The organism is Saccharothrix sp. (assembly GCF_031180885.1).
Taxonomy (GTDB): Bacteria; Actinomycetota; Actinomycetes; order Mycobacteriales; family Pseudonocardiaceae; genus Actinosynnema.
On sequence record NZ_JAPSLK010000030.1, the window covers coordinates 1 to 19,291 of the forward strand.

Below are 19,291 nucleotides of genomic sequence, written 5' to 3' on the forward strand. Positions count from 1 at the left end.
GTGCGCCGCCAGGGACTCGAACCCCGAACCCGCTGATTAAGAGTCAGCTGCTCTGCCAGTTGAGCTAGCGGCGCTGGAGGGGCTTGGCCCTTCCGACGGGAGAAACATTAGCACAGCGTCCTACGCGGTTCCCAATCGCCTGGTCAGGGGCGGTGTGCGGGTCCGCAACCAAGGGGAACTTCGCGGGCGTAACGATCCGGCATCTCGGGCAACGGCGTCAACCCTCCAGGCGTCACCTTGTTGTGGGGACACCCGTTGGGGTGTCGTGAGGGGAAGAGAGGCAACGGGGATGTCGGTGCGCCGGGGGACGCTGAGAGCGTTGGCGGTGGGGTTGGTCGCCTTGGTCGCGGCCGGGTGTACGGCCAGTGGCGCTAGTGAGAGCGCTTCCACCGGGACGAGCACGAGCACGTCCTCCACGCCGCCGCCCAAGCCCGTGACGTTGAGCACGGGGCCCGCCGACCAGGCCGTCGACGTGGCGCCCGGACTTCCGGTCGTCGCCACCGCGACCGACGGCAAGATCACCCAGGCCACGCTGACCAACCCCGAGGGCAAGGTCGTCGCGGGTCAGCTGTCGCCGGACGGTCTCCAGTGGACGAACTCCGAGCCGCTGGGCTACGGCAAGACCTACACGCTCTCCGTCACCGGCCAGGGCGCGGACGGCCAGACCGCCACCAAGACGTCCACCTTCACCACCGTGCGGCCGCGCACGTTGACCTTCCTGTCGATCTACCCGCTCGACGGCTGGACCGTCGGCGTGGGCCAGCCGCTCTCGTTCTCCTTCGACGAGCCGATCGCGGACAAGGCCGCGGCCGAGGCGATGATCTCCATAACCACCGAGCCCAAGGTCGAGGGCGCGTTCTACTGGTTCGACGAGAAGACCGTCCACTGGCGCCCGCAGAACTACTGGGCGTCCGGCACCAAGATCACGGTCAACGCCAAGGTCTACGGCAAGCACCTCGGCAACGGCATCTACGGCGAAGAGGACCGCTCCGCGACCATCACCATCGGTGACGCCGTGATCCACGAGGCCGACGGCGGCACCCACCAGGTCGTCACCAAGATCAACGGCCAGGTCGCCCGCACCATGCCCACCTCGATGGGCAACGCGGAGAACGCCACCCCCACGGGCACCTACGTGACCATGGAGAAGCACGCCGACATCGTCATGGACTCCCGCACCTACGGCCTCTCCCTGGAAGCCGGCGGCTACGTCACGCCGGTGAAGTGGGCGACCCGCATGTCCCACAGCGGCATCTTCTTCCACAGCGCCCCGTGGTCGATCGGCGACCAGGGTCACCGCAACGTCAGCCACGGCTGCCTGAACCTGTCCCCGGACAACGCCCGCTGGGTCTACGACATCTCCAAGCCCGGTGACATCGTGATCGTCACCAACTCGGGCGGGCCGGCGCTGGAGCCCACCGACGGCTTCGGCGACTGGCAGATCCCCTGGGAAGAGTGGGTCAAGGGCGGCAAGCGCTAACCGGCAGCCGGCAGCCGCCAACCGGCAGCGGCCAACCGGAAACCGCTAGCTCACAGGTCCTTCACGCGACCCGCCGCCACCTCCAGGCGGCGGGTCGTGCGCACCGCGTCCAGCATCCGCCGGTCGTGCGTGACCAGCAGCAACGTGCCCGGGTAGGAGTCCAGGGCCTGCTCCAGCTGCTCGATCGCGGGCAGGTCGAGGTGGTTCGTCGGCTCGTCCAGGACCAGCAGGTTCACGCCCCGGCCCTGGAGCAGGGCCAGCGCCGCGCGGGTGCGCTCGCCGGGGGACAGCGACGCCGCCGGCCGCAGCACGTGCGCCGCCCTGAGGCCGAACTTGGCCAGCAGCGTGCGGACGTCCGCCGGGGTCATGTCGGGCACGGCCGCGCCGAACGCGTCCACCAGCGCCTCGTCGCCCAGGAACAGCCCGCGCGCCTGGTCGATCTCGCCCACCACCACGCCCGGACCCAGCGCGGACGAGCCCGCGTCGAGCGGAACCCGGCCCAGCAGGGCCGCCAGCAGCGTCGACTTGCCCGCCCCGTTGGCGCCCGTGATGGCCACCCGGTCCGCCCAGTCGATCTGGAGGTCCACCGGTCCGAGCGTGAACGAGCCGCGGGTCAGCGTGGCGCCCCGCAGGACCGCGACAACGGCACCCGCACGCGGCGCCGCGGCGATCTCCATCCGCAGCTCCCACTCCTTGCGCGGCTCCTCGACGACCTCCAGCCGTTCGATGAGCCGTTCGGTCTGGCGGGCCTTGGACGCCTGCTTCTCGGTCGCCTCGGTGCGGAACTTGCGGCCGATCTTGTCGTTGTCGCCCGCCTTGCGCCGCGCGTTCTTGACGCCCTTCTCCATCCACGCCCGCTGCGCCCGGGCGCGCTCCTCCAGCGCCTGGCGGGTCGAGGCGTATTCCTCGTAGTCCTCGCGGGCGTGCCGGCGGGCGATCTCGCGTTCCTCCAGGTACGACTCGTAGCCGCCGCCGTAGGCGCGGACCTGCTGCTGCGCCAGGTCCAGCTCGACCACCCGGGTCACCGTGCGGGCCAGGAACTCGCGGTCGTGGGAGACCAGCACGGTGCCCGCGCGCAGGCCCGTGACGAACGCCTCCAGCCGGGCCAGGCCGTCCAGGTCCAGGTCGTTGGTGGGCTCGTCGAGCAGGAACACGTCGTAGCGGCTGAGCAGCAGCGACGCCATGCCCGCGCGGGCCGCCTGGCCGCCGGACAGCGACGTCATGGGCTGGTCGAGGCTCATCGTGAACCCGAGGTCCGCGGCCACCTCCTCGGCCCGTTCGGCCAGGTCCGCGCCACCGAGCGCGAGCCACCGCTCCAGCGCCTCGGAGTACCCGTCGTCGACGCCCGCGGCCAGCGCCTCGGTCGCCCGGTCCAGCTCGGCCTGGGCGGCGGTGACGCCGGTGCGGCGGGCCAGGAAGTCGCGGACCGTCTCGCCCGGCCGGCGCTCGGGCTCCTGCGGCAGGTGGCCGACGGTCGCGGTGGTGGGGGAGAGGCGGATCACACCCTCGTCGGCCGGCAGCAGGCCGGCGAGCGTGCGCAGGAGGGTGGACTTGCCCGCGCCGTTCGCCCCGACGAGACCGACGACGTCACCGGGCGCGACGACCAGGTCCAGGCCGGAGAACAGCACGCGGTCCCCGTGGCCCGCGGCGAGGCCTTTCGCGACGAGTGTGGCGCTCACTGCGACTGAACTCCTCGAATGAGAAAAACGCCCCCGGGCCGGGTGGCCAGGGGGCGTTTCGCTTGGGGTGAGTGACGGGACTTGAACCCGCGACACCTGGGATCACAACCCAGTGCTCTGCCAGCTGAGCTACACCCACCAAGACCGGTCGACCCGGCGGCATGAAGCATACAGTGCCCTACCGCCGGGACTGAAATCGACCCTATTTCCCGGGCTCGACCGCGTGGTCGGCGGCCCGGTCCGCGGCGGCCTGCTCGACGTCCCGGTCGGCGGCCAGCAGCTCGGCCGCCACCGCCTGGGCCTGCTCGGTCGACGGACCGGGCTGCGGCACGAACGCGGTCCGCCGGTAGTAGGCCAGCTCGCGGATGGACTCGCGGATGTCCGCCAGCGCCCGGTGCGCGAGGCCCTTCTCCGGCTGCGCGTAGTAGATGCGCGGGTACCAGCGCCGGGCCAGCTCCTTGATCGACGACACGTCGACCATCCGGTAGTGCAGGTGGGCGTCCAGCTCGGGCATGTCGCGGGCGATGAAGCCGCGGTCGGTGGCGATCGAGTTGCCCGCCAGCGGGGCGGTGCGCGGGTCCGGGACCCACTCCTTGATGTAGGCCAGCACCTGCGCCTCGGCGTCGGCCAGCGTCACGGTGGAGCGGCGGACCTCCTCGGTGAGGCCGGACTTGGCGTGCATCGCCATCACGACTTCCGGCATCGAGTCCAGCGCGGTGTCGTCGGCGTGGATCACCACGTCGACCCCCTCGCCGAGCACGTTCAGCTCCGCGTCGGTCACCAGCGCCGCGATCTCGATGAGGGCGTCCTTGCCCAGGTCGAGCCCGGTCATCTCGCAGTCGATCCACACCAAGCGATCCATCACCCGCGCGAGCCTAGTCGTCGGATCGTCGGACACCGCGGTCGCTTCGAGTGGCGAGACCTACCAATCTCATTACGCTCGCTGCAATGACGGCTCAGACCGACATCGCCGAGGGCTATGCGTCACAGGGCGCGGCCGTCGAACTAGGGGCCGTGCTGGTCGACGGAACGGTCGACCCCGCCGCCCGCGTCCGCATCCCGCTGGCCACCCTGAACCGGCACGGCCTGGTGGCGGGCGCCACCGGCACCGGCAAGACCAAGACGTTGCAGCTCGTCGCGGAGCAGTTGTCGGCGGCAGGCGTGCCGGTGGTCATGGCGGACGTCAAGGGCGACCTGTCCGGGCTGTCGCGGGAGGGTGCGGCCAACGACCGGATCACCACCCGGGCCGCGGAGACCGGCGACGACTGGCAGCCCGCCGCGTTCCCGGTGCAGTTCCTGTCGCTGGGCACGGGCGGGTCGGGCGTGCCGGTGCGGGCGACGATCACCAGCTTCGGGCCGATCCTGCTGTCGAAGGTGCTGGGGCTCAACGACACGCAGGAGTCCACGCTCGGCCTGATCTTCCACTGGGCCGACCAGCGCGGGCTGCCGCTGCTGGACACCAAGGACCTGCGGTCGGTGATCACGCACCTGACGTCCGAGGAGGGCAAGGCGGACCTCAAGGGGCTGGGCGGGGTGTCGTCGGCGACGGCGGGCGTGATCCTGCGGTCGCTGGTGAACCTGGAGGCGCAGGGCGGTGACACGTTCTTCGGTGAACCGGAGTTGGACCCGCGCGACCTGATGCGGGTGTCGTCCGACGGGCGCGGTGTGGTGTCGCTGCTGGAGTTGGCGGAGTTGCAGTCGAAGCCCGCGCTGTTCTCGACGTTCCTGATGTGGTTGCCGGCGGAGCTGTTCCAGGAGCTGCCCGAGGAGGGGGACCTGGAAAAGCCGAAGCTGGTGTTCTTCTTCGACGAGGCGCACTTGCTGTTCGCGGACGCGTCGAAGGCTTTCCTGGAGCAGATCACGCAGACGGTGAAGCTGATCCGGTCCAAGGGTGTGGGGGTGTTCTTCTGCACGCAGCTGCCGACCGATGTGCCGAACTCCGTGCTGTCGCAGTTGGGTGCGCGGGTGCAGCACGCTCTGCGGGCTTTCACGCCGGAGGACCAGGCGGCGCTGGCGAAGACGGTGAAGACGTACCCGACGTCGCCGCACTACGACCTGGAGAAGGCGTTGACGTCGCTGGGGATCGGCGAGGCGGTGGTGACCGTGCTGAGCGAGAAGGGCGCGCCGACGCCTGTTGCGTGGACCCGGCTTCGTGCACCGCGGTCCTTGATGGACACAATCGGGGCGGACGCGATCAAGCAGGCGGCGGGGTCGTCGGAGCTGAACGGGAAGTACGCGGAGACGGTGGACCGTGAGTCGGCCTACGAGAAGCTGGCGGCGAAGGTAGCGCCGCCGACTCCCGAGGCGCCGCACCAGGAGCCGGAACGCGCCGAGGAGCCCAGTGTGGTGGAGAAGGTGCTGGGCAACTCGGCGGTGAAGTCGTTCCTGCGGTCAGCCGCAAGCGCCCTGGGTCGAGAAATCACCCGAGGCATCTTCGGCACCGCCCGCAAGCGCCGCTGATCCTCAGACCGGCTGCGGCACGAGTGGTTCCGGGGTCTTGCGGCGGACCTTCATGGACAGGAAGGCCGCGCCGATGCTCAGCGCGCCCGCCGCGTACCAAGCCGGGTGGTAGTTGCCGAAGTGGTCGCGGGTGAGGCCTGCCGCGGTGGCGGCGATGGCGGCGCCCAGTTGGTGTGACGCGAAGATCCAGCCGAAGACGACCGGGGCCGAAGCGCCGAAGACCTCGCGGCACAACGCCACGGTCGGGGGCACGGTCGCGACCCAGTCCAGGCCGTAGAAGATGATGAACACCAGCATGCTCGGCTGCACCGACTCGTGGAACAGTTGCGGCAGCACCAGAAGAGACGCGCCGCGAAGCGTGTAGTAGGCCGCCAGCAACACACGGGAGTCGACGCGGTCGGTGAGCCAGCCGGACAGGATCGTGCCGACGATGTCGAAGATGCCGACCAGGGCCAGCAGGCCGGCCGCCGTCGTGGTGGGCATGCCGTGGTCGTGGGCGGCGGGGATGAAGTGGGTGCCGACCAGGCCGTTGGTGGTGGCGCCGCAGATCGCGAAACCGCCTGCCAGGAACCAGAACGGGCCGGTGCGGGCGGCCGACGTCAGAGCGCCGATCGCCCGGCGGGCCGCGCCGGAAGTCCGCTCCGGACGAGGCACGACCTCGGTGCCGCCGTAGAGGGGCACGCCCAGGTCGGCCGGGTACTCCCGCAGCAGGAACCACACCAGCGGCACCACGGCCAGCGCCGCCGCCGACACCATCAGCGACGCCGAGCGCCAGCCCGACGACTCCGACAGGTGCGCCACCGCGGGCAGGAACACCAGCTGCCCGGTCGCGCCACCCGCCGTGAGCACACCGGTCACCAGGCCCCGGTGCTTGATGAACCACCGGCCGGTGATGGTCGCGACGAACGCGAGCGCCATCGAGCCCGTCCCCAGGCCCACCATCACGCCCCAGAACAGCACCAACTGCCACGCGGAGGTCATGAACACGGTCAGCCCGCTGCCGATCGCCACCATGACCAGCGCGAACGACACCACCCGCCGCACCCCGAACCGCTCCATCAGGGCGGCGGCGAAGGGCGCGGTCACGCCGAACAGCACGAGGTTCACCGACACGGCCAGGCCGATCAGGCCGGTGGACCAGCCGAACTCCTGCTGGAGCGGTTCGATCAACGCGCCCGGGGTCGCGCGGAACGCGGCAGCCCCCACGAGTGCCACGAACGACACCCCGGCAACCACCCAAGCCCAGTTTTGCTTCCTCCCAGTCACGCGGACAGCTTCCATGATCGACGGGGCCGGTGGAAGTGGCCGGACAGCCATTGTGTGAAAGAATCCGGCCATGGACCGCCACGAGGTCGCTGTTCTCGCGCTGGACGAGGTCGTGGGCTTCGACCTTGGTACACCGCCGCAGGTCTTCAACGCAGCCCGAGATGACGAAGAGCGGCGCTTCTACCGGGTTCGGGTCTGCACCCCGGGCGGTCGGCCGGTGCACAGCTCGTCCGGGTTCACCGTCACCCCGGACCACGGGCTGGAGTTGCTGACCGAAGTGGACACGGTGGTCGTGTCGGGGGTCCACTCCGGGTCCGAGGTCCTGGACGGGGTCGTCGCGCCCGAGGTGTGCGAGGCGTTGCAGGCGGCTGCGGCGCGCGGAGCCCGGGTGATGTCGACGTGCACCGGGGCGTTCGTGCTGGCGGCGGCGGGTCTGCTGGACGGCCGCCGGGCCACCACGCACTGGATGCACGCCGACCGGTTCCGCGCGCTGTACCCGCGGGTCGACCTCGACCCGGAGGTGCTGTTCGTGGACGACGGGGACGTGCTGACCTCTGCCGGCGTCGGGTCGGCGATCGACCTGTGCCTGCACGTCGTGCGCAACGACCACGGCAGCGAGATCGCCAACCTGGCCGCGCGCCGGTGCGTGGTGCCCCCGTGGCGGCCGGGCGGTCAGTCCCAGTTCATCGTGCGGCCGGTGCCGGACGTCGCCGACACGTCCACCGCGCCGGCCCGCGCCTGGGCGTTGGAGCACCTGGCCGAGCCGTTGGAGCTGCGGGTGCTGGCGGAGCGGGCGCGGATGAGCGTGCGGACGTTCACGCGGCGGTTCCGGGAGGAGACCGGGGTGTCGCCGGGCAAGTGGATCACCGAGCGGCGGGTGGAGCTGGCGCGGCACCTGCTGGAGACCACGGACCTGGGGGTCGACCAGGTCGCGCGGCACTCGGGGTTCGGCACGGGCGCGGCCCTGCGCCAGCAGATGAGCGCGCTGCTGGGCGTGTCACCCAGCGCCTACCGCACCACCTTCCGCTCCGCCTGACCGCACTTCTGACCGCACTTCCGAAGGCGCTTCGAGGAACGGGCGCAGGAGGCCCGGCACCGCTTCGTCCGCCACCGCCAGGCCGTCCGCCTCCGCCACGTCGACGACGTGGTACGCGCCGTCGCCGGCGGCGGTGGTCGCGGAGATGGTGACCAGGCCCGAGCGCCGCTGGAAGAAGGAGCGGGAGATGCGCCAGCCGATGATGCCGGTGCGCTGCAAGGCGACGGTTTCCCGGATCACCGAGCCCTGGCGGGCCAGGAGGTAGCGGTCGGTCAGGGCGTGGCCGAGGGAGCGGTAGCGGTCCCACGCGAGGAGTGCGGAGACGGGGAGCAGGGCGATCGGGAGCCACGTCCACGACGGGGCCAGGTACGCCACGACCGCGGTCAGGACCAGGACCGGGGTGATGGCCCGGATCACGCGGCGGCGCAGGGCGGCGATGGGGTGGCGGCGCAGGGTGGCCTGGGTGGGCGAGGTCGGTTGGTGCAGGACCAGGGCCGAGACGCGGTGGGCTTCGGTGATCGGGGCCGGTGGGAGGAGGAGGTTGCTCTCGCCCTTGCGGCCCAGGCCCGTGGTGACGGTCTTGGCGTGCGCGCCGCGCCCGGCCCGCAGGAGCAGGGGTTCCTCGATCTCGACGCCGCGGAGTCGTTGTTCGGCAACGGAAACGGACCTGGTGGTGAGCAGACCCCGTTGCACGCGAACGGTGTCGTCGGGCTCGCGGGTCAGCCGGTAGCCCCAGAACTGGACGACGTAGACGAGCACCGAACCCAGGCCCGCGATCAGCAGGACCGCGCCGGTGAACACGGACACCGTCAGCCAGATCGGCTGTTCGACCACCCAGTGCGCGAGGTCGGTCATCGGGCCGAGGACCTCGACGTCGAGTTCGCGCGCGTAGTTCACGACCAGGCCGAACAGCGCGCCGACCGCGACCAGGCCGGACAGGGTGAGCGGGGCGTAGCGCAGCCAGCGGGTGTCCCAGGTGGACAGGACGGTGCCTTCGGCGGCCTTCGGCTCGGGGGCTGCGGTGGTGGTGGTGCGGGTGAGGAGGAGTACGCGGAGGCGTTCGGCTTCGGCGGAGGACACGGCGTCGAGGGTCAGGCCGTCCTCGCCGGGCTGGTCGCGCTGGCCGGTGCCGACGCGGATCGCGGACAGGCCGAACAGGCGGTGGCCGAGCTTGGCGGTCAGGTCGACGGTGCGGATGCGGTCGCGGGGCACGGCCAGGCGCTTGCGCACGAACAGACCGGTGTGCAGCTCGACCTGGTCGGCGGTGATGCGGTAGCGGGTGGTCACCCAGCGCAGCAGGCCGAACACCACGATGGCGACGATCACGCCGACGCTGGCCAGGATGCGCCACGTCTCGCCGCGGCCGAGCAGGAGGAGGCCGAGGAAGACGGGGACCAGGTTGACGATCTCGTTCAGGGGGCGGACGACGAGCATCCGGACGTCCAGCCGGTGCCAGTCGACGACGGGTTCGGCGTACTCGGGCGCGACGGGCAGGTCGGTGAGCGGGGCGCTGGTGAGCGGGTCGGCGGGCGGTGCGGCCGGGTGGTCGGCGGGCGGTGCGGCCGGGTCGTCGGCGGGCGGCGGGGTGGGGTGGTCGGCGGTCATGTCGCGTCGCCCGGGGTGGCCTGGGTGGTGGTGGTGAGTTCGTCGGCGAGGCGGACGGCCTCGTCGTGGTCCAAGCCCTCGATGTGCACCGGGCCGGCGGCGGACGCCGTGGTGACCGTCACCGTGGACAGGCCCAGGAGCTGCTGCAACGGGCCGCGCTTGGTGTCGACGGTCTGGATGCGGGACACGGGCGCGATGCGCCACTCCTGGTTGAGCCAGCCGGCCAGCGTGTAGACCGCGTCCGGGGTGGCCTCCCAGCGGTGCACCCGGTACCGCCAGCGCGGCATGACCAGGGTGTGCGCGATGCCCACGACCAGGGTGGCGACCAGGGCCGCGACCTGCCACGACGTGCCGCCGAAGGGCAGCGCGACGAGTTGGGGCACCAGGAGCACGGCCCAGCCGATCACGGCGTGCAACGTCCAGAGGGTGATCGACTTGCGGCTCACCCGGTGCCGCGGCGCGCGCAGGCGCAGCTGATCGGTGCTCACACGGTCCACTGTGCCCCAAAGGCCGGCCCGCTGTGTTGAATGGCGCGACTGGCGTCGCGCGGCTCGGCCGCCCTGGGTGTCGGCTTGTCGCGCCGCGTTTTCCGCCGATCGAAGAGCGTGATCGTCGGAAAAGGCGACGCGACAAGCCGACGGCGGCCTCGCGGGCAGACCTGGCCCTGAGGACGTTCGTTCGGTTTTACGGCTGGACGTACGGCGGCGTGAAGATTTCCGAGGCCGTGCTCTCGCCCTGCACTTCCGCGCTCGCCGGGGCGGCGAGCACCGCGCCGAGGCCCGCGCACAGGGCGGCCACGGCGAGGATTCTGCGGATCGTGTTCACAACCATCGTCTGGCTCCGTTCGATCGGTAGCGGCCTGGACTGGAGGGGTTCGGCCGGTACGGCCGGCGCGGCGGGGCCGGTTCCGCCTGATCGACCGGCCGCACCCGCACGGCCGGTGGGCACCCGGTGTCGCGGCGCGCGGGTGCGGTCAGCGGGGCCCCACTGCCCACCGACCACCCGCATCGCACTACCGCCGCTCGCCAGGGGACGCAGGGAGAAGCGTCCAAGCGGAGCATGGCACACAGGTGTCGTGCGGCTCATCACCCAGTTCTGTCGCAGCGCGATAGGCAAATCCCCCAAGGACGGCGGTGTGATCGTCGTGAACATCCCACCATTGGCGGCACGGATCGGCCATCCCGGTCACGACGGAGTCCGGATGTGTTCTCAGCCACTGGACCCGTCCCCGACCTCCACCCACCACACCGCCGCCCCGGCGCGGTCCCGGACGCCGATGGTCCGGTAGATGCGCTGGAGGTGGTTCTGCACGGTCTTGGGGGAAAGTCCCAGGTCGGCGGCGATGGCGGCGGTGCTGTCCCCGCCGGCCACCCGGCGGAGCACCTCGATGCCCCGTTTGGTCAGGCCCGCGTCCAACGCCCGGGCGATGCGCCGGCTGACCTGTTCGGCGGTGGACGTGGCCCGCAGCGGCTCCCGGCGGTCCGGCGGCCGGGCCACGGTGGCCTCGCGGCGCGGTTCGAACCGCTGGTGCGCCAACTGCTCCACCAGCCGCGCGGACAGGTCGTGCTCGCGCATCCGCAACAGGTCCCGGCCCTCCTGGAGTTCCCACAGCCGGTACTGCTCCAGTTGGGCGCGGGCGTGCCGCAGGGCCGCGTCGAGCCGTCCCGTGCGCTCGTAGGCGGCGCTGAGGGCCCCGTGCGCCCGGACCGCCACCTCACGCGCCAGGCAGCCCATGGCCAGCTCGGCGGCGTGCGCGAGCTGCCTGACCTCGTCGGTGGACCGGCCGCGCGCCCCGTTGACCCGAGCGCGCGCCATGAGCAGTTCGGCCTTGAGGACGGGCCGGTCGTGGCCGGCGAGCAGGTGGTCGGCGCGCCGGCACGAGCGCAGCGCCCGGTCGACGTCGCCGAGGTCGAGGCGGACGTGCGCGAGCAGCAGGTTGACCCGGGCCATCCGGATCGGGTCGTCCACCTGCTTCCACTTCTCCCTGACCTGCGCGCACAGGGATTCGGCGCGCCGCAGCTTGCGCAGGCACGGTTCGCCGTCCGAGCTGCACCGCGCGGCGTCGGAACGGGTCATGCAGTGCTCGTGGTACTGCGTGCGCATCAGGTTGGCCTGCTCGAACAGGATCGAGCCGACCAGTTCGTGGTCGCCGGTCATCTCGGCCAGGCCCAGCGCGCGGGACAGCGAGTGCAGGGACCGTTCGCGGGAGTCCAGGCGCAGTTCGACGACGGCCTGGGCGTAGCTGCACCACGCCTGGAGCTGGGTGTGGCGGTTGGCGGAGGCGATCTGGCGGATCCGGTCGATGGTGTCCAGGGCGCCGGGCAGCAGGCCGCGCTTGCCGAGCGCGATGGACTGGGTGAGGACGGCGAACGCCACGCCTTCCGCGTCGTCGAGCCAGGAGAAGGCGGCCACGGCCTTCTCGGCGGCTTCCAGGGCGTCGCCGGGGCGGCCTTCGTCCAGGGCGCGGCGGGCTTCGCGCAGGTTGGCGAGGGCACCCGCACGCGGATCCGCCGGCCGGGCGGTCCGCTTGCCCGGCGGGCTGGTCGCATCGGCTGGGGCGGCTGTGTCGGTCGGCGCGGTCGCGTGGGCTGGAACGGGCGCGTGGGTCGGGACGGTGGCGGCGGCCGGTCCGGGTGCGTCGGCGGGCGCGGGCAGGGGCGGCGCGTCGGGCGCCGGTGCCGGCGTCGCGTCGGTGCGTGGCACGGGAATCATCGGGTTCGCTCGCCCCCCGACGGGCAGGATACTCATTTCAGTTCGCGCTTGAGCACTTTCCCGGTGGCGTTGCGCGGCAAGGCGTCGAGGAAGACCACGTCGCGCGGCACGGAGAACTTCGCCAGGTTGTCCCGCACGTGCTCGCGCACGGCCTCCGCGTCCAGCGCGCTGGGCTCGTCGCACACCACGTACGCCGCCAGCCGCTGCCCGAACTGGTCGTCCGAAACACCCACCACGGCCACCTCGCGCACGCCCTTGAGGCCGGCCAGCAGGTCCTCGACCTCGCGCGGGTACACGTTCTCGCCGCCGGAGATGATCATCTCGTCGTCCCGACCGGCCACGAACAGCAGGCCGGACCCGTTGCGGTAACCGACGTCGCCGGTGGACATCAGCCCGTCGCGGACCTCCTTGCTGCTGCCGTTGGTGTAGCCGTCGAACAGCATGTCGTTGGTGACGAAGATGCGGCCGGTCGCGCCGGGCGGCACGGGGCGGCCCTGCTCGTCCAGGATCTCCACGCGGGTGCCGTGCGGCGGGAGGCCGGCGGTGTCGGGGTGGCGGGCCAGTTCGTCCGGGCGGGCGATGCTGACCCACGAGACTTCCGTCGACCCGTACAGGTTGTAGAGGACAGGCCCGAGTTCTTCGAGGCACCGCTTGGCGACCGGCGGCGGGAGCGCCGAGCCGCTGGACGCCACGACCCGCAGGTGCGGCAGGTGCGCGCGGTGCTCCAGTTCGAGGATCCGTTGCAGCATCACGGGAACGACGAACAACGCGTCCGCGCGGTGGTTCCGGGTGTCCGCCACGGTGGTGGCCGGGTCGAACTTGCGGCGCAGCACGAAAGTCGCGCCCAGGACCAGCCCGATCTGGAACGCGGCCAGGCCCCAGGTGTGGAACAGCGGCGCGGGCACGGCGAACCGGTCGCCCGCGCGGAGCGGGATGCGGGAGAGCAGCGCGGCGGCGGGCATGAGGCTCCCCGGTTCGGGCCGCTTGGCGCCCTTGGGCGCGCCGGTGGTGCCGGAGGTGAGGACGATCAGCCGGCCGCGCGGCGGGCGCTTGGGCAGCGTCGTGGCGGGGGAGCCGGCGATGAGTTCTTCGAGGGTGCGGCTCTTGGTGGGGCTGTCCACCCACGCGATGACGCGGCGGACCTTGCGCGGTGCGTTGGCCAGCAGGTCGCGGAACTCGGTGTCCGCCACGACGAGCGAGACGTCCTGCTCGCGCAGCACGGTCGCGATCTGGCCGGTGCTGAGGCCGGTGTTGAGCAGGACGGTGTCCGCGCCGAGCTTCACGCACGCGGTGGTGGTCTCGATGAAACCCCGGTGGTTGCGGCACAGCACGGCGACCTTGCTGCCCGCGGTGACGCCGAGGTCGCGCAGGCCGTGCGCGAGGCGGGTGGTGCGTTCGTCGACTTCCTTGTAGGACAACGAACCCAGGTCGTCGACGATCGCGGGCCGGTCCGGGTGGCGGGCCGCGCCGATGGCGAACCCGGACGCCAGGGTGATGTCCCACTGGAGGTAGGCGTCGAGGACCTTCAGCAGCTTCAACGGGTTCATCGGCCGCACGACCCCGGCCTTCACCAGCACCAGCAGCGCGCGGACCGCGCCGGCGACCCGGTTCACCGCAGGGCTCGCAGGGTCAGTCGGGTCACGCCGGCGGCCACGGCGGCCGGCGGTGACGTGCGTTCGCTTCGTTCCGGCATCGCGCGGTATCCCAGGTGCACCAACGACCTCATCGTCTTCGGGGCGAGCTTCCGGGCCAGTTCGACCAGGACGCCCAGCGGCAGGTTCACTTCCTCGGGGCGGCGTTCGAGCGCGCGCACCACCCACTGCGCGGCGCGTTCCGGTGTGGCGGCGGGGAACGCGTCGTAGACCTTGGAGGGACCGATCATCGGCGTGCGCACCAACGGCATGCGCACGGACGTGAAAGTCACGCCGTCCGCGACGGTCTCGGCGGCGGCGACCCGGCTGAACGCGTCGAGCGCGGCCTTCGAGGCGAGGTAGGCGGAGAAGCGCGGGGTGTTGATCTGCACGCCCATGCTGGAGATGTTCACGATGTGCCCGAACCGGCGCTCCTGCATGTGCGGGAGCAGGCCGAGGATCAGGCGCAGCGGGGCGAAGTAGTTCAGCGCCATCGTGCGCTCGTAGTCGTGCAGGCGGTCCACGCTGAGGTGCACGGAACGGCGGATCGAGCGGCCGGCGTTGTTGACCAGCATGTCGATGCCGTCGTGGTCGGCGAGCACTTGTTTGAGCAGGGCTTCGACGGCTTCGGCGTCGGTGAGGTCGCACGGGTAGGTGTGGGCCTTGCCGCCGGACTGGTTGATCTCGTCGGCTACCTGGTCGAGTTCTTCCGCTCGTCGGGCCACGAGGAGGACGGTGGCTTGTTTCTTGGCGACGGCGAGCGCGGTGGCGCGGCCGATGCCCGACGACGCGCCGGTGATCAGGACGGTGCGGCCGGCGAGGCCGTGCTTGCGGGCTGCGCGGAGCGGGTCGAGGTGGTCCTGCCAGTGGCGCCAGAGGGTTTCGGCGTAGGTGGGGAAGGCGGGTGGTTCGAGGCCGGTGGTGGTGCGGGTGGCGGTCGAGTCGAACGTGGCGTTGAGGGCCAGGTTGGGCAGGGCGTGCGGGGGGATGCCCAGCTCGGTGAGGGTGCCGGTGAGGATCGCGCTGGTGGGGGCGGCCGGGAGGGGCAGCGTGGGCCAGGCGGCGCGGACCTTCGGGGCTCCGGCGGGTGCGGCGAGGGCGTTGTAGACGTCGGTGAGGGAGATGTTGTCCGAGGTCAGGTGGAAGGTGCTGTGGTCGGGGACGTCGGCGTGGATCAGGCGGTCGAGGGCTTCGACGACGTGGTCGACCGGGACGATGTTCGTCGCGCCGAAGTGCGGGGCCACGAGGGGGAGCCTGGTCGGGAGGTGCGCGAGCGCGGCGATGAGCGGGAAGAAGTAGTACGGGCCGTCGACCTTGTCGATCTCGCCGGTGGTCGAGTCGCCGACGACCACAGCCGGGCGGTAGACGCGCCAGCGGGTGCCGGTGGCGGCGCGGACCAGTTTTTCGGCCTCGAACTTGGTCCGGTGGTAGGGGGAGGGGTGGTGCTGGCCGAGGTCGAAGTCGTCCTCGTGGAAGGTGCCCCGGTAGTCGCCCGCGACGGCGATGGAGGAGACGTGGTGCAGGACGCTGCGGTGCGCGCGGGCGAAGTCGAGGACGTGCCGGGTGCCGAGGACGTTGGTGAGGTGCTGCTCGTCCTCGGGGGCGGTCAGGTCGTAGATCGCGCCGAGGTGGACGACGTGGTCGGCGGCGGGGGTGTCCGGGTCGATCGGGTTCCGCAGGTCGCCCGGGACGACGGTGAGCTTGTCGTGCTTCGCGACCCGGTCCGCGGACTGCGGCCGGACCAGGGCGAACACGTTGTCGCAGTCCGGCCGAGCCAGAAGCCTCTCGACCAGGCGGCGGCCGATGAAGCCCGTCGCGCCGGTGACGAAGTAGGTGCTCACGGCTCGATAGTGGCACTACCTACCCGTGAGTAGGAAGAGCGCGCGGCGAAATTGTCGGTGGGCGGTGGGATGATGGTGAACGGGGGCCGGCGGCCGGCCGTTGATCGGTTCCGGGCAGCCTGACCTGCGGTTTTTGGTGGTGGGTGGCGGGGGTTGGGCGCGCGGGCGGCACTGTTTCGCGCTGCGGGCGCGCTGGGCCGGGGCACAGGTGCGCACTTTCGCGCGGGGTGGCGTCCGGTGCTGCGGGGCGTGCGGTGGCTCGCCGTGCTGGGGTGGCCGGCGGGTGCGCGCGGTGCTGGGGTGGCCGGCGGCGGGCGTGGTGCTGCGATGCTGCGGTGGCCGGCGAGTGAGTGCGCGCGCTGTTTGGAGAGCCCGCGGGTGCACGCGGGTGTCGCGGGGGTGAGGGTGCGGTGGAGCGCTAGTGCTCCGGGTTGCCGGAGGCGTTGACCACCGCGTCGCGCAGGGCGGCGCGCAGGCGGCCGACCTCCAGCGGGGTCAGCACCGCGGCCTCGCCCGGTGGCACGGTCACCACCACGTGCCCCTGGCTGACGAAGACGGTCATGTCACGGCGACGGGATGCGATGTCGCGGCAGGAGATCTGCCACTCCTTGCCAGTACCCACGGCCCCCATACCTCCCACTTCTCGACACGGGTGCTCGGACCAATCCGGGTGCACCCGGGGAAGGGACGCACGCGGGTTGGTGCCATGACGGGAAAAATCCCGACGGGCGACCGTGCCGAGCTGTCGATAGCGTCGCACGTGGTCATCGCTCCAGTCACCTGGGAGGGTGAAAAATGGCTGAACCGCAACGCATCGTGATAATCGGGTCTGGCCTGGCCGGCGCCTCCGCGGCCGGCGCGTTGCGGGAGCGGGGGTACGACGGCGGCCTCGTCATCTTCGGCCGGGAGCGGCACCAGCCCTACGAACTGCCCGCGTTGTCCAAAGACGTGCTGGTCGGGAACGCCGAGTGGCCCAATCGGGTGCACGAGGAGGGGTTCTACGAAGCGCACGGCGTGGAGCTGCGGCTGGGGGTCGAGATCACCGAGGTCCGGGTCGGCGAACGGGTGATCGTGGACTCCGCGGGAGCAACGCATTCGTACGATCGGCTGGTCCTGGCCACCGGCTCGGTTCCGCGCACGTTGCCCGTTCCGGGTGGAGACCTCCCAGGTTTGCACCTCCTGCGGACCGTCGAGGACTCCCTCGGACTGCGCGAGCGGCTGGTGCCCGGGGCCCGCGTCGTGGTGGTGGGTGCGGGGTGGATCGGCTGCGAGGTCGCCGCGGCGGCGCGCGTGCGCGGGGGTGACGTGACCGTCGTCGATCCGGTCGACCTGCCGCTGCGGCGGGTGCTGGGTCCGGTGGTCGGTGAGGTCTTCCGCGGGCTGCACGCCGACCACGGGGTCGCCTGGCGGCTCGGGGTCGGGGTGGACGGCTTCCTGCCGAACGGGGTCCGGCTGGCGGACGGGTCCGTGGTCGAGGGTGACGTGGTGGTCGTGGGCGTCGGCGCCCGGCCCGCGCTCGAGTTGGCGGAGAAGGCGGGACTGGCGATGGCCGAAGGTGGTGTCGCGGTCGACGCGGCGCTGCGGACGTCGGTGGCCGGCGTGTGCGCGGTGGGGGACATCGCGTCGCACGACCATCCCCGGTACGGCAGGCGGGTGCGCATCGAGCACTGGGCCAACGCCAAGGACCAGGGAGCACACGTCGCGGGGACCTTGCTCGGGCGCGGCGAACCGTACGCGGCGGCGCCGTACTTCTTCTCGGACCAGTACGACCTGGGGATGGAGTACCGGGGGCTGGCGGACGCGGAGAAGGACCAGTTGGTGGTGCGGGGGTCGCTGGAGGAGCGGGACTTCACCGCGTTCTGGCTGCGGGACGGGCGGTTGCGGGCGGCGATGAACGTCAACCAGTGGGACGACGGGGTGGCGTTGCAGGCTTTGGTGGACGCCCAGGCGGCCGTTTCTCCTGATCAGCTCCGCTCTTCCAACCTCGCTGACCTGGTGTGACCGGTTACATGCAGGAGCCGCTGTTCGGGCGGTCGTTGGTGGTGATCAGGCGTTCGAGGAGGGTGCGCAGGGTTTCGCGGTCCGAAGGGTCGAGCGTGGCGGTGAATTCGGTTTCCACCGCGGCGTGAAGTTTTCGGACCTCCGCTTGGACTTCGCGGCCTGCGTCGGTGATGGCGGGGAAGCGGACGCGGCGGTCGGTGGGATCCGGGTTGCGGATGATCAGGCCGGCGCGTTCGAGGCGGTCCAGTTCCGCGGTGAGGGTGGTTTTGTCCACGCCGAGGGCAGCGCCCAGAGCCAACTGGGTGCGGGGGAGGGCCTCGGTGGTCAGGGCGGTGAGGACGAGTTGGCCGCGGGTGGTGATGCCGTGCCGGGCGGAGGCCTCCTGGGCGGCGGTGCCCAGTTGCTGGGCTGCGCGGTGCAGGAGGAAGTTCAGGTCGGAGTGGCTTGCGCAGCCCGGCGGCAGGGGCTCCATGGACCGATTGTACGTCAACAGTGGTTACTTCCCCGGTGAGAAGTCCCAGGTCGGAAGGATCACCCGGTGGGGGACGCGGTTCGGCGCTGTCACACTGTGCGGCGGAGTGCGGGAGGTGTGTTCACATGGGCGAGCCGATCGCCGCGGTCGTCGTGCGGGCCGCGGAACTCACCGCACGGGGATTGCCGCGGAAGGCCATCGAACTGCTGCGGCCCGCGTTGGTGGCTCATCCGCTGCACGCCGAGGCGTGGTGCCGGTTGGCGGCGGCGCACCTCGACGTGGGGGAGCCCGATCCCGCTCTGGACGCGGCCAAGCGGGCACTCGTGCTGGACGGTGACCACGCCTGGGCGCAGCGGTTGGCGGCCCTGGCGTTGAGCGAGTTGGGGCGGCACGCCGAGGCGGCGGTGGCGGCGCGGGAGTGCGTGCGGCGCAAGCCCGGCGACTGGCGGTGCCACGTGGTGCTGGCGGAGGTGCTGGCGGCGGCGCCGGACACGCGGCTCGAAGCGGTCGAGGTGGCGCGGGAGGCGGCGCACCTCGCGCCGACCGAGGCGCGGGCGTTCCAGGTGCTGGGTGACGCGGCGCTGCGGGTGCGGGACTGGGGCACGGCGGAGTGGGCCTACCGGTCGGCGCTGCGGCTGGACCCGGTGGACGAGGACGTGCACGCGAACCTGGCCACGGTCCAGCGCAAACGGCGTGCGCCGGCCCGACCGCCGTCCGGGGACGCGTTGAGCCGGGCGCACGAGTTGGTGTGGCCGGTGTTCTCGCGGGTGGCCGCGTTGCTGGTGGCGGGCGGGTTGTTGCTGCTGTTGGCGGGGATGCCCAAGCCGACGCCGTTGCTGGGGTGGTTCTCCGCGGCGTTGGTGCTGGCGGTGTGCGTGGTGGTCGGGCAGTTGTTGCTGCGGGCGCGGCGTGCGGTGTGGGTGTTGCCGCGGTACCGGCCGAAGGTGGCGGTGGTGGCGGCGCTGTTCGGGTTGTCGACGCTGGTGCTGGCGGGGTGGACGGTCGCGTTGTTCCTGGGCGCGACGACGATGCAGCCGCTGGTGCTCGGCTGGCTGTGCGCGCTGGTCGGCGGATCGGTCGTCGTGCTCGGCGGTGGTCGGTAGCCTGG

Annotated in this window: 16 protein-coding genes and 2 tRNA genes; 5 read left to right on the top strand and 13 right to left on the bottom strand. The window is 71.7% G+C overall.

Translation table 11 applies throughout. From position 1 onward, the window contains the following. Position 1 precedes the first annotated feature (1 nt). Positions 2 to 74: transfer RNA gene (locus tag RIN75_RS27640), tRNA-Lys, on the bottom strand. A 359-nt stretch (positions 75 to 433) separates the two neighbouring features. Here RIN75_RS27640 and RIN75_RS27645 point away from each other — a divergent pair. After that, entirely contained in the window at positions 434 to 1,480 is a 1,047-nt protein-coding gene (locus RIN75_RS27645) for an Ig-like domain-containing protein (RefSeq protein WP_309114954.1), read from the top strand. A gap of 50 nt (positions 1,481 to 1,530) precedes the next feature. Here RIN75_RS27645 and RIN75_RS27650 read toward each other — a convergent pair whose 3' ends face one another. The 3 genes from RIN75_RS27650 to orn form a co-directional block, all read right to left on the bottom strand. Beyond that, positions 1,531 to 3,159 (bottom strand): ABC-F family ATP-binding cassette domain-containing protein, encoded by a 1,629-nt coding sequence (locus tag RIN75_RS27650; RefSeq protein ID WP_309114955.1) that lies wholly within the window; start codon positions 3,157 to 3,159, stop codon positions 1,531 to 1,533. A gap of 63 nt (positions 3,160 to 3,222) precedes the next feature. Further along, a tRNA-His gene (locus tag RIN75_RS27655) sits at positions 3,223 to 3,298 on the bottom strand. Positions 3,299 to 3,361: 63 nt separating this feature from the next. After that, positions 3,362 to 4,021: an oligoribonuclease gene (gene orn / locus RIN75_RS27660; protein WP_375296034.1), complete on the bottom strand. Its 660-nt coding sequence runs from the start codon at positions 4,019 to 4,021 to the stop codon at positions 3,362 to 3,364. Between the two features lie 86 nt (positions 4,022 to 4,107). Here orn and RIN75_RS27665 point away from each other — a divergent pair, with 86 nt between their 5' ends. Next, the gene (locus RIN75_RS27665) at positions 4,108 to 5,619 is read left to right on the top strand and encodes a helicase HerA-like domain-containing protein (protein ID WP_309114957.1); all 1,512 of its coding nucleotides are present in this window, start codon (positions 4,108 to 4,110) and stop codon (positions 5,617 to 5,619) included. Positions 5,620 to 5,622: 3 nt separating this feature from the next. On the opposite strand, the gene RIN75_RS27670 is transcribed toward RIN75_RS27665, so the two are convergent. After that, complete coding sequence (locus RIN75_RS27670) at positions 5,623 to 6,900, bottom strand: MFS transporter (protein ID WP_309114958.1); 1,278 nt, start codon at positions 6,898 to 6,900, stop codon at positions 5,623 to 5,625. Positions 6,901 to 6,955: 55 nt separating this feature from the next. Between RIN75_RS27670 and RIN75_RS27675 the strand changes: the two genes are divergently transcribed. After that, positions 6,956 to 7,921 (top strand): helix-turn-helix domain-containing protein, encoded by a 966-nt coding sequence (locus RIN75_RS27675; protein WP_309114959.1) that lies wholly within the window; start codon positions 6,956 to 6,958, stop codon positions 7,919 to 7,921. Here the strand turns inward: RIN75_RS27675 and RIN75_RS27680 are convergent. From RIN75_RS27680 to RIN75_RS27710, 7 genes are all read right to left on the bottom strand, one after another. Continuing rightward, the gene (locus RIN75_RS27680) at positions 7,883 to 9,526 is read right to left on the bottom strand and encodes a PH domain-containing protein (RefSeq protein WP_309114960.1); all 1,644 of its coding nucleotides are present in this window, start codon (positions 9,524 to 9,526) and stop codon (positions 7,883 to 7,885) included. The two genes, RIN75_RS27675 and RIN75_RS27680, sit on opposite strands and share 39 nt — an antisense overlap. Further along, complete coding sequence (locus RIN75_RS27685; protein ID WP_309114961.1) at positions 9,523 to 10,014, bottom strand: PH domain-containing protein; 492 nt, start codon at positions 10,012 to 10,014, stop codon at positions 9,523 to 9,525. The genes RIN75_RS27680 and RIN75_RS27685 overlap by 4 nt, the downstream gene beginning before the upstream one ends. A 196-nt stretch (positions 10,015 to 10,210) precedes the next feature. Beyond that, the gene (locus RIN75_RS27690) at positions 10,211 to 10,357 is read right to left on the bottom strand and encodes a hypothetical protein (RefSeq protein ID WP_309114962.1); all 147 of its coding nucleotides are present in this window, start codon (positions 10,355 to 10,357) and stop codon (positions 10,211 to 10,213) included. A 378-nt stretch (positions 10,358 to 10,735) separates the two neighbouring features. Further along, the gene (locus tag RIN75_RS27695) at positions 10,736 to 12,229 is read right to left on the bottom strand and encodes a LuxR C-terminal-related transcriptional regulator (protein WP_309114963.1); all 1,494 of its coding nucleotides are present in this window, start codon (positions 12,227 to 12,229) and stop codon (positions 10,736 to 10,738) included. 41 nt (positions 12,230 to 12,270) lie between these two features. Continuing rightward, positions 12,271 to 13,851 carry an AMP-binding protein gene (locus RIN75_RS27700; RefSeq protein ID WP_309114964.1) on the bottom strand — a complete coding sequence of 527 codons (1,581 nt, stop codon included), beginning with the start codon at positions 13,849 to 13,851 and terminating at the stop codon, positions 12,271 to 12,273. Continuing rightward, positions 13,848 to 15,710 (bottom strand): SDR family oxidoreductase, encoded by a 1,863-nt coding sequence (locus RIN75_RS27705; RefSeq protein WP_309114965.1) that lies wholly within the window; start codon positions 15,708 to 15,710, stop codon positions 13,848 to 13,850. The genes RIN75_RS27700 and RIN75_RS27705 overlap by 4 nt, the downstream gene beginning before the upstream one ends. 418 nt (positions 15,711 to 16,128) lie before the next feature. Next, complete coding sequence (locus RIN75_RS27710; protein WP_309114966.1) at positions 16,129 to 16,341, bottom strand: hypothetical protein; 213 nt, start codon at positions 16,339 to 16,341, stop codon at positions 16,129 to 16,131. Between the two features lie 164 nt (positions 16,342 to 16,505). Between RIN75_RS27710 and RIN75_RS27715 the strand changes: the two genes are divergently transcribed. Continuing rightward, complete coding sequence (locus RIN75_RS27715; protein WP_309114967.1) at positions 16,506 to 17,711, top strand: FAD/NAD(P)-binding oxidoreductase; 1,206 nt, start codon at positions 16,506 to 16,508, stop codon at positions 17,709 to 17,711. 4 nt (positions 17,712 to 17,715) lie between these two features. On the opposite strand, the gene RIN75_RS27720 is transcribed toward RIN75_RS27715, so the two are convergent. After that, positions 17,716 to 18,183 carry a MarR family winged helix-turn-helix transcriptional regulator gene (locus RIN75_RS27720; RefSeq protein WP_309114968.1) on the bottom strand — a complete coding sequence of 156 codons (468 nt, stop codon included), beginning with the start codon at positions 18,181 to 18,183 and terminating at the stop codon, positions 17,716 to 17,718. A 125-nt stretch (positions 18,184 to 18,308) separates the two neighbouring features. On the opposite strand from RIN75_RS27720, the gene RIN75_RS27725 reads away from it, so the two are divergent. Beyond that, a complete protein-coding gene (locus RIN75_RS27725; protein ID WP_309114969.1) occupies positions 18,309 to 19,286 on the top strand; it encodes a tetratricopeptide repeat protein in 978 nt (325 codons plus the stop codon). Positions 19,287 to 19,291 lie beyond the last annotated feature (5 nt).